This window comes from Marivita sp., assembly GCF_051859345.1.
In the GTDB taxonomy this organism is placed as follows: domain Bacteria; phylum Pseudomonadota; class Alphaproteobacteria; order Rhodobacterales; family Rhodobacteraceae; genus Marivita.
Genome location: NZ_JBHYFV010000044.1, coordinates 20,687 through 31,428, shown reverse-complemented (window position 1 = coordinate 31,428; position 10,742 = coordinate 20,687). Strand labels below are relative to the sequence as shown.

9 protein-coding genes and 1 pseudogene are annotated in these 10,742 nt (G+C 61.3%); 7 read left to right on the top strand and 3 right to left on the bottom strand.

The features are described from left to right. From ACTIEN_RS19330 to ACTIEN_RS19305, 6 genes and pseudogenes are all read left to right on the top strand, one after another. Positions 1-194 (top strand): annotated as a pseudogene (locus ACTIEN_RS19330) (carbohydrate ABC transporter permease); the annotation flags it as partial. A gap of 12 nt (positions 195-206) precedes the next feature. Then, positions 207-1,547 (top strand): alpha-glucosidase/alpha-galactosidase, encoded by a 1,341-nt coding sequence (locus ACTIEN_RS19325; RefSeq protein ID WP_439524788.1) that lies wholly within the window; start codon positions 207-209, stop codon positions 1,545-1,547. Positions 1,548-1,596: 49 nt separating this feature from the next. Next, on the top strand, positions 1,597-2,499 hold the full coding sequence (locus ACTIEN_RS19320; RefSeq protein ID WP_439524787.1) for a 2-dehydro-3-deoxygalactonokinase: 903 nt from the start codon (positions 1,597-1,599) through the stop codon (positions 2,497-2,499). Further along, on the top strand, positions 2,496-3,101 hold the full coding sequence (locus ACTIEN_RS19315) for a 2-dehydro-3-deoxy-6-phosphogalactonate aldolase (protein ID WP_439524786.1): 606 nt from the start codon (positions 2,496-2,498) through the stop codon (positions 3,099-3,101). The genes ACTIEN_RS19320 and ACTIEN_RS19315 overlap by 4 nt, the downstream gene beginning before the upstream one ends. Further along, positions 3,101-3,946: an SMP-30/gluconolactonase/LRE family protein gene (locus ACTIEN_RS19310; protein WP_439524785.1), complete on the top strand. Its 846-nt coding sequence runs from the start codon at positions 3,101-3,103 to the stop codon at positions 3,944-3,946. The genes ACTIEN_RS19315 and ACTIEN_RS19310 overlap by 1 nt, the downstream gene beginning before the upstream one ends. Beyond that, positions 3,943-5,865 carry a beta-galactosidase gene (locus ACTIEN_RS19305; RefSeq protein WP_439524784.1) on the top strand — a complete coding sequence of 641 codons (1,923 nt, stop codon included), beginning with the start codon at positions 3,943-3,945 and terminating at the stop codon, positions 5,863-5,865. The genes ACTIEN_RS19310 and ACTIEN_RS19305 overlap by 4 nt, the downstream gene beginning before the upstream one ends. Here the strand turns inward: ACTIEN_RS19305 and ACTIEN_RS19300 are convergent. The 3 genes from ACTIEN_RS19300 to ACTIEN_RS19290 are packed head-to-tail and all read right to left on the bottom strand — an operon-like array spanning position 5,862 to position 9,196. Continuing rightward, entirely contained in the window at positions 5,862-6,830 is a 969-nt protein-coding gene (locus tag ACTIEN_RS19300) for a glucokinase (protein WP_439524783.1), read from the bottom strand. The genes ACTIEN_RS19305 and ACTIEN_RS19300 overlap by 4 nt on opposite strands. 1 nt (position 6,831) lies before the next feature. Continuing rightward, the gene (locus ACTIEN_RS19295; protein WP_439524782.1) at positions 6,832-8,160 is read right to left on the bottom strand and encodes a GH1 family beta-glucosidase; all 1,329 of its coding nucleotides are present in this window, start codon (positions 8,158-8,160) and stop codon (positions 6,832-6,834) included. Positions 8,161-8,170: 10 nt separating this feature from the next. Then, complete coding sequence (locus ACTIEN_RS19290; RefSeq protein WP_439524781.1) at positions 8,171-9,196, bottom strand: substrate-binding domain-containing protein; 1,026 nt, start codon at positions 9,194-9,196, stop codon at positions 8,171-8,173. Positions 9,197-9,438: 242 nt separating this feature from the next. Between ACTIEN_RS19290 and ACTIEN_RS19285 the strand changes: the two genes are divergently transcribed. Further along, on the top strand, positions 9,439-10,707 hold the full coding sequence (locus ACTIEN_RS19285) for an ABC transporter substrate-binding protein (RefSeq protein WP_439524780.1): 1,269 nt from the start codon (positions 9,439-9,441) through the stop codon (positions 10,705-10,707). The last annotated feature ends 35 nt before the right edge of the window (positions 10,708-10,742 follow it).

Genomic DNA, 10,742 nt, shown 5'->3' with positions numbered 1-10,742 from the left:
GGGCCATCGTTTTGACCCAGGGACCGGACGCACAGCCCGTCACCGCTGGCATCACCAGCTTCAACGCGCAATACCGCGCCGCCTATCACCTGATGAGCGCGGGCAGCATCGTCGCGGCCCTGCCGCCGGTGCTGATGTTCTTCCTCATGCAGAAACACTTTATCGCGGGCCTCACATTGGGCGCGGTGAAATAAGGACTTAAGACCATGACACGCATCGCCTTTATCGGCGCAGGATCGACGATCTTCATGAAGAACATCGTCGGCGACGTTCTTCACTTCCCGGCTTTGGAGGGGGCAACGTTTGCACTGATGGATATCAACGACCAGCGGCTGGAGGAATCCGCGCTGGTGGCGCGCAAGCTGATTGCCGCGTCGGGTCAGGATGCACAGGTGGAGACCACCACCGACCAGCGCCGTGCATTGGCAGGCGCTGATTTTGTCGTGACCGCGTTCCAGATCGGCGGGTATGAGCCGTCGACCGTGATCGACTTCGAGATCCCCAGGCAATATGGTTTGCGCCAGACCATCGGGGATACGCTGGGTGTTGGCGGGATCATGCGCGGCTTGCGCACCGTGCCGCATCTGTGGCGCGTGGCCGCCGATATGGTCGAGCTGTGCCCGAATGCAACGCTGCTGCAATACGTCAACCCGATGGCGATCAACACCTGGGCGCTGGCGGAACGGTTTCCGCACGTTAAACAGGTGGGTCTGTGCCATTCCGTGCAGAACACGGTTCAGGAACTTGCGCATGACCTCGACCTGCCCAAGGACGAGATCCGCTACCGCGTCGCCGGTGTGAACCATGTGGCGTTCTTTCTGGACCTGACGCACAAGGGCCGGTCGCTGTACCCGGCGCTGCGCGACGGTTACCGGAACGGCAGCCTGCCCAAACCGCCACTTCTGATGCCGCGCTGTGCCAATACCGTCCGCTATGAGGTGATGGAGCATCTGGGCTATTTCTGCACCGAGAGCTCGGAACATCTGGCGGAATATGTGCCGTGGTTCATCAAGTCCGGTCGCGATGACCTGATCGAGATGTTCAACGTGCCGCTGGATGAATACCCCAAGCGCTGCGTCGAGCAGATGGCCGACTGGGCGGATCAGGCACGGGCTTACCGCACCGCTGACAAGATCGACGTTGCCAAGAGCCACGAATTCGCCGCCGAGATCATGAACGCCATGGTCACCAACCAGCCCTACACGATCTACGGAAACCTGCCGAACCGGGGGCAGGCGCCGCAACTGCCGATGGGGGCTGCGGTCGAGGTGCCTTGCCTGGTCGATGCGGGGGGGGTGCAACCCACTGTCGTGGATGACATCCCACCGCAACTGGTGGCGCTCATGCGGACGCAGATCAACGTGCAGGAGCTTGTTGTCCGCGCCCTGGTGGACGAAGACATCGAACATGTTTACCACGCCGCCATGATGGATCCGCACACAGCCGCAGAACTGGACCTTCGCCAGATCCGCAGCCTTGTGACCGATCTTCTGGCCGCGCATGGCGACATGCTTCCTGATTTTGCCCGACTGAAAAAGGCTGCCTGATGACTGGAGAACACGAACCATCCCGACCTCGACACGCCATAGGTGCTGCATGACCGATTGGATTGCGGTCGATTGGGGCACGTCCCACCTGCGTGTCTGGGGCATGTCGCGTGCGGGTGCGGTGAAATTCCGCAAGACGAGCGATGCCGGAATGGGCACCCTGACGCGGGACGGGTTCGAGCCTGCGTTGCTGGACCTTGTCGGGGACACGCTTGGAACCGGAACATCCCCTGTGGTCGTCTGCGGCATGGCCGGTTCGCGGCAGGGTTGGGCCGAGGCGAAATACGTCGCCACCCCTTGCGCCGCACCGGGGATCGACCGCGCCATCCTTGTGCCCACCCAAGATGCGCGCCTGTCCGTCCACATCCTGCCCGGTGTCAAGCAGACCAGCCCGGCGGACGTGATGCGGGGTGAGGAAACCCAGATCGCGGGGTTCCTTGCGCTCAACCACAAATTCGACGGCGTGATTTGCCTGCCGGGCACCCACACCAAATGGGTTCATATCAGCGCGGGTGAGATCGTCAGCTTCCGCACTTTCATGACCGGAGAATTGTTCGCGCTCCTGTCGCAACACTCGGTCCTGCGCCACAACGTGACGGGGAATGGCTGGGACGCCGAAGCTTTCGCGGACGCGGTCTCAAGCGGATTGTCCAATCCCGCCGACCTTGCCGCGCGGCTTTTCTCGATACGAGCCGAAGGTTTGCTGAATGATCTTCACGCGGATCAGGCACGCGCGCGTCTATCGGGCCTTCTGATCGGCGCGGAACTTGCCGCCGCGCGGCCCTACTGGCTGGGCCAGCATGTGGCGCTGATCGGGGACGACAAGCTGTGCAAGGCCTATGGTGATGCACTGGGCGCCCAAGGTCTGCCGGTCGAACGTACCGATGCAGACCGCATGACGCTCGAAGGGTTGAAAGCGGCCTATGCGGGCCTGAGGGAGACCACGCAATGACCCGCAAGATCATCGCCATCCTGCGCGGTGTCACCCCGGTTGAGGCTTTGCCCGTCACCGAAGCTCTGATCGACGCAGGCATCACCTCCATCGAGGTGCCGCTGAATTCGCCCGATTCCTTCACGTCGATCAAGATGATGGTCGATGCCTTTGGCCAGTCCGCCCTGATTGGCGCGGGCACCGTCCTGACGCCGGACGATGTGCAGCGTTTGCACCAGATCGGTGCGGGCATGGTGGTGTCACCCGACTGTAATCCGCGCGTGATCGTGGCGACCAAGCAGTTGGGTATGCAAAGCTATCCCGGCGTGATGACGCCCACGGAGTGCTTTACCGCGCTGCGCAACGGCGCGGACGGATTGAAGCTGTTTCCCGGCTCGCTGATCGGCCCAGATGGTCTCAGGGCGATCAGGGCGGTGTTGCCTGCGGGCACCCAGATCTACGCCGTCGGTGGGGCGAGTGCCGACAATTTCGCCGAGTGGTTCGCGGCGGGTGTGGACGGCTTTGGCATTGGATCTGCGCTTTACAAACCGGGCTTTACGGTGGACGACATCACCGCCCGCGCGACCGAGATCGTCGCGGCCTATGATGAAGGATTATCGTGATGGCCCAAATCTTCAGCTCCACAATCTGCACCCTTGGCGAAGGCCCGCTCTGGCACCCCGAGGAACAGGTGCTCTACTGGTTCGACATCCTCGGAAAACGGCTTTACCGCAGCGACGGAACAACCGAGCAAAGCTGGGATTTCGATGAACATGTCTCGGCCGCCGGATGGGTCGACACCGGTGTCCTGCTGATCGCCAGCGAAACATCGCTGTCGGTGTTCAACACGCGCACCGGTGAAAGCACCTTTGTGCATCCGCTCGAATCCGACAACCCGCTCACGCGGTCAAACGATGGCCGCGCCGATCCGTGGGGCGGGTTCTGGATCGGCACGATGGGCAAGAACGCCGAACCCGGCGCAGGTGCGATCTATCGCTACTATGACGGCACGCTGACCAGGCTGTTCGACAAGATCACCGTCTCGAACGCCATCAGCTTCGCGCCGGATCGGCGCCACGCGTTCTACACCGACACGCGCAAACGCAAGATCCTGCGCGTCGCGTTGGACGAGGACGGCTTCCCGGATGACAAGCCCGACCTGTTCGTCGACCTGAACGCCGAGGGTCTGAACCCCGATGGCGCAGTGGTGGACGCGGATGGAAACCTTTGGGTCGCCCAATGGGGTGCGTCGCGCGTCGCCTGCTACGGTCCCGACGGGGCTTTCCTGCGCGCCATCGACGTGCCGGGTGTGCAGGCCAGCTGCCCGGCTTTCGGCGGACCTGATCTGTCGACACTTTACATCACGACTGCCGCAGAAGGGCTTGATCCTGTTGGGGAAAACGACGGCATGACCTTTACCGCACCCTCTGGCGCAACCGGACAGAAAGAACACCAAGTCATTCTATGAAACGCTCGCTTGGCACCTGCTATTATCCCGAACATTGGCTCCGCGAGATGTGGGAGGAAGACGCCGCCCGCATGGCCGCACTTGGCCTCACATGGGTCCGCATCGGGGAATTCGCGTGGTCCCGGATCGAACCCGCGCCGGGGGATTTTCGTTGGGACTGGCTGGATCAGGCGATTGACGTGTTGGGCGCTGCCGGACTCAAGGTGGTTCTGGGTACACCCACCGCGACACCGCCACGCTGGGTTTGTGACAAACATGCCGACATGTTCGCCGTCGATGCACAAGGCCACCCGCGCGGGTTCGGATCGCGGCGGCACTACTGCTTCAGCCACCAGGGCTATCTAGACGAATGCCGCCGCATCGTCACCGAAGTGGCCAAACGCTACGGTCGAAACCCGCATGTCGCCGCATGGCAGACTGACAACGAATACGGTTGTCACGACACGATCATCTCCTACTCCAATGCCGCGCGTCAGGCGTTTCGCGGCTGGCTGCGCGCGCGCTATCCGGGGCAGGGGAATGATGGCGACATCGACGCGCTGAACGCGGCATGGGGTAATGTGTTCTGGTCGATGGAATATGACGATTTCGACCAGATCGATCTGCCCAACCTGACCGTGACCGAACCGAACCCCGCCCATGTGCAGGCGTTCCGGCGGTTTTCGTCGGATCAGGTGGTCGCGTTCAACCGCGCTCAGGTCGACATCATCCGCGCGCATTCTGACGCGCCGATTTCGCACAATTACATGGGCCGCGAGATCAACTTCGACCATTTCGCGGTGGGAGAAGACCTTGAGATAGCGACTTGGGACAGCTATCCGCTGGGCTTCTTGGAAGACCGTGTCGGGGCCACACCCGAAGAGCAACGGCACTATGCACGCCAAGGCGACCCGGATTTCCAGGCGTTTCATCACGACCTCTACCGCGCGGTGGGCAAGGGGCGCTGGTGGGTGATGGAACAACAACCCGGCCCGGTGAACTGGGCGCCGTGCAACCCCGCACCGCTGCCCGGTATGGTGCGCCTTTGGACATGGGAGGCGTTTGCCCACGGTGCCGAGGCGGTGTGTTACTTCCGCTGGCGTCAAGCGCCCTTTGCGCAGGAACAGTTGCACGCGGGCCTTTTGCGCCCCGACAGCGTGATCGCGCCCGGCTATGTCGAGGGCGAACAGGTGGCCGCCGAACTGGCCGACGCGCCGGATGTGTCGCCCGCCCAGGCGCCCGTCGCGCTGATCTTCGACTACGACGCGGCGTGGGCGTGGGATGTGCAGCCGCAGGGGCAGGGAATGGATTATTTCGGGTTGGTCTTCGACCTTTACCGGGCGTTCCGTAGGGCCGGGGTGACGCTGGACATCCTGCCGCCGACGCAGCGCGATTTCACGGGCTACCGAATTATTGCCGCGCCGGGGATGATGGTCATGCCCGACGACCTTAAAGAGGCGCTCTCGACAAGTGGTGCCGAGGTTCTGATCGGCCCTCGCTCTGCCGCGCGGGATGCGGATTTCAACATCCCGGTGCCGCTTCCGCCCGATTGGCCGGAGCTTGACGTGACGGTGTCGCGGCTGGAAACCTTGCGGGTGGACATGCCGATCCCGGTGGCCAAGGGCGGCGTTGTGAAGAATTGGTTTGAACATCTCGAAGGTGGGGCTGACCCTGTGTTCACGACCGAAGATGGCAAACCGGTTGTCTTGCGCGCTGGAACAACCACCTATTGCGGTGGTTGGGGGGATGACGCGTTATTTGACCGTTTGGTAAAAGATCTCTGTGCCCGCGCCGATGTCGCGGTTGCCGTTCTTCCCAAAGGCGTGCGCCTGCGTGACACCGGAGCCGAGCGGTTCTGGTTCAACCACAACCCGCACGAAGTTGACATCAACGGGAAACCCCTTGGTCCGGCGGGTGTGTTTCGAGAGGTGAAAGCCTAACCCATCAACTCGGTCAGATGCGCCGCTGATCCCGACAGCGCCGCGTAATCGTCATCGACCAGATGCACGGGAAACTGTTCCATGAATCCCGAAAAGCGCCCCTTGTCGTAGAACGCATCGCGAAACCCGAGCCGGTCCAGATGTGGTGCAAAATGGCGCGCGACACCGCCGCACAGGAATATCCCGCCGAACGGCAGGTGAACCAGTGCCAGATTGCCCGCCGCGCGGCCCATCATGCGGATGAACACGCGGGCGGCGCTTTCGGCGATCTTGTTAGAGCCATCATTGACCGCCTGCATGATGCCCCCTGCGTCAAGCGGCGCGTCGACGCCTGCCTCGTCACTCAGCCATTCATAAACTCGTTCGAATCCGCGCCCCGACAGCACATCCTCGAACCCCGGCGTGCCGTGTTTGCGGGCGATCCAGTCAAGCAATCGAATTTCGTCGCTGTTCTGGGCGGGTAAAGAGACGTGTCCCGCTTCGGATGGCGGCACCAGTGTGCGCCCGTCCAGCCGATAGACCGCAGCGGCGTTCATGCCCGTGCCGACCCCCACCACCAGCCGTGCGGCGTGATCGCTTGCCCTATGGCCCGGCAGAATGGTTTGAACGACATCCGCTGTCAGAAAATCAAGCGCATGTCCTTGTGCCTGAAGATCATTCAAGACCGCGACGGTGCTGGCCCCGGTCACATCCGAGATCGCATCCCGTGCCACGGTCCAGCTCAGGTTGGTCAGTTCGCCAACCCCGTCACGCACCGGACCCGCCATCGCCACGCAGGCCGCATCCGGCACCACGGTCTGATCCGCCATGTAGGCGCGCAGAACCGAGTAGAGATCGGCATGATCCGCATTTCGAAAGCGTTTGATGGTGTTCGTGCGCACATAGGCGCCATCCGTCAGCGCGACGCGGGTGTTGGTGCCGCCAAGATCGGCGACCAATGCGGTCAGGGTGGTGGAGTTGGTCATGTCAGGTCCCGGTCAGCGCGGATGTGAGCGCGTGATAGGAGGATTTGGGCGTGCGGTCCAGTGTGTCGAAATCCACATGCACAAGGCCAAAGCGCTTCTCGTAGCCAAGCGCCCATTCGTAATTGTCCATCAGCGACCAGATGAAATAGCCCTTCACCGGCGCGCCATCATCCATTGCTCGTTTCACAGCAGCGACGTGTTGGTTCAGGTAGTCGATGCGGTGCGGATCTTCCACCGTACCGTTTTCGATCACATCGGGGGCCGCCATGCCGTTCTCGGTCACATAAAGCGGCAGATCGCCGGTATAATCGCGCGCAGTGCGGGTCAGGAAATTGTAAAGCCCGTCTGGGTAGATTTCCCAATCCATGAAGGTCTTGGGCAGCGGGCCTTCAACCTCGTGATGGCTGGGCCAGGGGCCGTCATTCGGCGCGATGATCTTGCGCGTGTAATAGTTGATCCCGCACCAGTCGAGCGGGGCCTGGATCACGTCGAAATCGTTCTGCCAGCCCTTGGGCATATGCGGCTCCAATCCCTCCATCACGTTGGCGGGGTAGGTGCCCTTGAACACGCCCGACATGAAGAAGTGATTGTAATACCCGTCATAAAGCGCCGCGGCCTTCTGCGCCGCGTCGCTGTCATCAACCGGTGTCGCCCATTCCATGTTGAACACGCCGCCAAGGTTTTTCATGCCCAACCCGCGCATCGTCTGGATGGCGGTTCCGTGCGCCTTGAGCACATGGTGCATGGCATGCGCGGTGGCGCGGATGTCGCGCAAGCCCGGCGCGTGGTGGCCAAGGAAATGCGACAGCCAGCCGACACACCACGGTTCGTTGATCGGCGCGACCGAGTACATGCGATCCCCGATCCGGTCCATGATCACCTCGGTGAAGTCTCCGAACCACTTGGGCATGTCCGGATTGCGCCAGCCGCCCAGATCGGCCAACGCGACGGGCAGTTCCCAGTGATAAAGCGTGGCGCAGGGTTTCAGCCCACGCTCCAGCATCGCGTCGGTCAGCCGGTCGTAGAAATCCAGCCCCTCGGCATTGGGCGTGCCGCGTCCCTCGGGCAGCACCCGCGCCCAGCTTGTGGAAAAGCGATAGGCGTCCAGACCGGCTGCCTTGACGAGGTCCAGATCCGCCTCGAAGCGGTGATAGTGGTCACAGGCCCGGTCACCGTTTTCGGCGCGCACCACGTTGCCGGGGGTGGCCGCGAACGTGTCCCAATGGGTTTTTCCCGCGCCGCCAAAGGCATGGCCTTCGATCTGGTAGCTGGATGTGGCGGTGCCAAAAAGAAAATCGTCAGGGAAATCCTGCCGTTTGAACGTCAGCATGCTGGTTCCTTCAGGTTGAAGCCGGTCCGGTGGACCGACCGATGATCAAATCCGCTTCGAGAAGACGTGTTTTGGCGGCGTTCTTGGGCGCTGCAATCAGCGACAACAACATCTCGGCCGCCTCGCGGCCTGCGTAGCGCACGGACGAACGCAAAGCGGTGAAAATGGGGACATCATCCCCGTTCTCGAGATAACTCAACGCGTCGTCATGGGTGAGGATCGACACGTCCCGCGCAAGGACAAGGCCCGCATCCTGAACCGCCCGGCGAACACCGATTGCCGTGATGATGGACGAGCAGACAAATGCCGTTGGCACGGTGCTGCGGGCAAGCATTTCTTTCGCGGCGCGGTAGCCATAAATCTCTGTCATTTCCTCGCTGCGCATCAGGGAGGCGTCGATGGACAGGCCGTTGTTGCGCAGGGCGGTTTCATACCCTTTGCGGCGGCGGAACGCAAAATCCATGTGTTCCAACCCGTTGAGAAGGGCAATCCGGCGATGTCCCAGTTCGATCAGGAATTGGGTGCCACGTTCGAACGCCCCCCGGTTGTTCACGTCGATCCACGAATAGGGCAGGTTCACATCCGTCGAGCGGCCATGCACCACAAAAGGCAATCCGATCCGCGTCAGCAGGGAAATGCGCACATCGTTGATGACAGGGCCGTGTACGATGATTCCGTCCACGGTTCCGCGCGCGCGAATATCCTGATAGGCGCGGGTCTCTTCCTGATCGCGCACCAGCTTGAGCATCATGTCATAGCCCGCCCGCGCATAGCTTTCGCCAGCCCCGGCGATGAAATCCCCGAAAACCGGGTTCACCATCTCGTGTTTGTTGGACACCGGAATCACATGGCCGATGGCAAGCGCCCGTCCGGTCGCAAGCCCCTTGGCGCGCAGGTTCGGACGATAATTCAGGTCCTGTGCAGCCTTCAAAACGCGACTTCGCGTGATTTCATTGACCTCGGGATAGCCGTTCAACGCACGGCTTACCGTGGTCTGGGACAGGTTCAGATGCTCTGACAATTGTTTAAGATTCACGAGCAGTTTCCAAAGCGCTTTGAATTACGCCATCAAGATAGACACAAAATTCGACGCGTTAAAAGCCCCTTTGCGCGCGCAAAGTTTCTGCAAAGCAGCAATATTACAGTGCTTTTCTGCGCCTGCACCGGATTGACAGAAATTCTCAAATCGGTGAGTTTATGGCATCCAAAGCGCTTTGGGGTGATTCCGAGGCGGGGGATAAGTTAAGCGCTAACATTGCGCAACTTGGGAGGTTATTCATGAAAACGACACTCACCTCGAGTGTGGCCATCGCTGCGCTATGTGCAAGCGCTGCTGCCGCCGAAGATATCACCGTATTCGGTCCATGGCTGGGCCCGGACCAGGCGTTGGTGGAACAGGTTCTGTCCGACTTTGCCGAAAAATCGGGCCATAATGTCAGCTATGTCGGCTCCGACAGCTTTGAACAGCAGATCGTCGTCGATGCCGAAGCGGGTTCTGCGCCGAATGTCGCGGTGTTTCCGCAGCCGGGTCTGGCCTCGGACATGGCTGGCCGCGGGTTCCTGACGCCACTGCGTGACGGCACGTCCGACTGGGTTTCCGAAAACTACGCCGCCGGTCAGTCCTGGGTTGATCTGGGTACATATGCCGGTCCGGATGGTGAAGAGGACCTCTACGGCTTCTTTTACAAGGTCGATGTGAAGTCGCTTGTCTGGTATTCGCCCGAAAACTTCGAGGACGCAGGCTACGAAGTTCCCGAGACCATGGAAGAACTCAAGGCGCTGAGCGAACAGATGGTTGCCGATGGGGAAACGCCGTGGTGCATCGGTCTGGGGTCCGGTGGTGCAACCGGCTGGCCCGCGACCGACTGGGTCGAGGACATGATGCTGCGCACGCAGCCACCCGAAGTCTATGACCAGTGGGTGTCCAATGAAATCCCGTTCGACGACCCGCGTGTTGTCGGCGCGATCGAGGAATTCGGCGCCTTTGCCCGCAATGACGATTACGTCGCCGGTGGCGCCGGTGCTGTTGCCTCGACCGATTTCCGCGACAGCCCCAAGGGTCTCTTTGTGGCACCGCCGCAATGCTACATGCACCGTCAGGCGTCGTTCATCCCGGCCTTCTTCCCCGAAGGCACAGAAGTTGGCGCAGATGCGGATTTCTTCTACTTTCCGGCCTATGAGAGCAAGGACCTTGGCGCACCTGTATTGGGTGCGGGGACACTTTGGGCCATCACCAACGAAAACGAAGCGGCGCATGACCTGATTGCGTATCTTCAAACACCCGAGGCACACGAGATCTGGATGGCCAATGGCGGCTTCCTGACGCCGCACACAGGTGTGGACCTGTCGAAATTCTCGACCGAGGCGGCAGCGAACATGAACCAGATCCTGCTGGACGCCACCACCTTCCGCTTTGATGCTTCTGACCTCATGCCGGGTGGCGTGGGTGCTGGCACCTTCTGGACCGGGATGGTCGATTATGCCGGCGGCAAGGATGCAAGCGCGGTTGCCGGTGAAATCCAGGACAGCTGGGAGGCTTTGAAGTAAGCACCCTTTGCAAGAATGCAGGGCTGCGCGGGTGA